Here is a 1,211-nt window from a genome sequence, read left to right as displayed (position 1 = left end):
CCCTTATGTCTTGATCTTCTCCGCTCAGGCGGAGAAGATCCCCGACTGATCATCGGGAGGTTACCGGTGAGCATCACCCGGCCCTGGTGCCCCTGAGCCTGTGGGAGAGATTATGCCCCGGTAACCTGTTTCCCTGTCGCCTCAAGACCGAACGGTATCCTGTGCCCTGAGCACCCACATATAAGGATGGTCCGGCGATATTATTCATAAGGTTACGGAGCACCATGATGAGTCTTGTCCCCGTCGGCGTTGATATTGCCAAACTTAAATTTGATGTTGCTGTCCTGCTGCCAAATCAGAAATACAAAACCAAAAAATTCTCCAACACCTCTGCCGGATGCCGTGAGTTCCTCAACTGGCTGGCGCGCTTTGGCGACTGCCATGTCTGCATGGAAGCGACAGGCTGCTACAGCACTGAACTGGCAACCCTGCTGGCCGATAACGGCTGCTGCGTCAGCCTCGAAAATCCCGCGCGTATACACGCATTCGGCAGTACTGAACTGACCCGTAATAAGACAGACAAAAGCGATGCGGCACTGATAGCGCGCTACTGCGCCCTGCATCAGCCAGCCCCCTGGTACCCGGCTCCGCTGAGCGAGCGGCAGCTGACGGCGCTGGTACGCCATCTGCGTAGCCTGGAAGAGATGCGGCAGATGGAGGTGAACCGCCTTGAGGCGGCAGATGACGTCATCGTTCCCTCCCTGAACGAGCATGTCGCGATGCTGGATGACCTGATTAAAGAGACGCGGAAGAAAATTAACCGGCACATCGATGATAACCCGGACCTGAAGCGGGACAGGGAGCTACTGAAGAGTATCCCGGGGATAGGTGACATGCTGAGCGTGAGTCTGCTGGCATTTGCGGGAAACCTGCGCCGGTTCAGCGACAGCAAGGCTCTGGTGGCGTATGCAGGCCTTAATCCGCGACGCTGCGAGTCAGGAATGTGGAAAGGGAAAAGCAGGCTGTCGAAAGTGGGTCACGCGGAGCTTCGCAGTGTGCTGTATATGCCAGCGGTAGTGGCAGGAAGATGTAATGATGTGGTGAAGAGCCTGATGGACCGGCTGGCAACAAGAGGGAAGACAGGAAAAGAACGAGTATGCGCAGGCATGCGAAAGCTGCTGCAACTGGCCTATGGTGTGGTGAAATCCGGTCGTGAATTTAATGCTGAAATACCGCTTGCCGGATAACCGGCAAGACGGTATCTCTCCCAC

General features: G+C 56.0%; 1 protein-coding gene. It reads left to right on the top strand.

The genetic code is table 11. The features are described from left to right. The first annotated feature begins 224 nt into the window (after window positions 1–224). A complete protein-coding gene (locus V5P19_RS22885; RefSeq protein ID WP_334407809.1) occupies window positions 225–1,187 on the top strand; it encodes an IS110 family transposase in 963 nt (320 codons plus the stop codon). Window positions 1,188–1,211: the final 24 nt, after the last annotated feature.

This window comes from Enterobacter sp. UNJFSC 003 (genome assembly GCF_036903355.1).
Lineage (GTDB): Bacteria > Pseudomonadota > Gammaproteobacteria > Enterobacterales > Enterobacteriaceae > Enterobacter.
The sequence above is the reverse complement of the archived record's forward strand: the minus strand, read 5'-3'. Positions and strand labels throughout refer to the sequence as shown.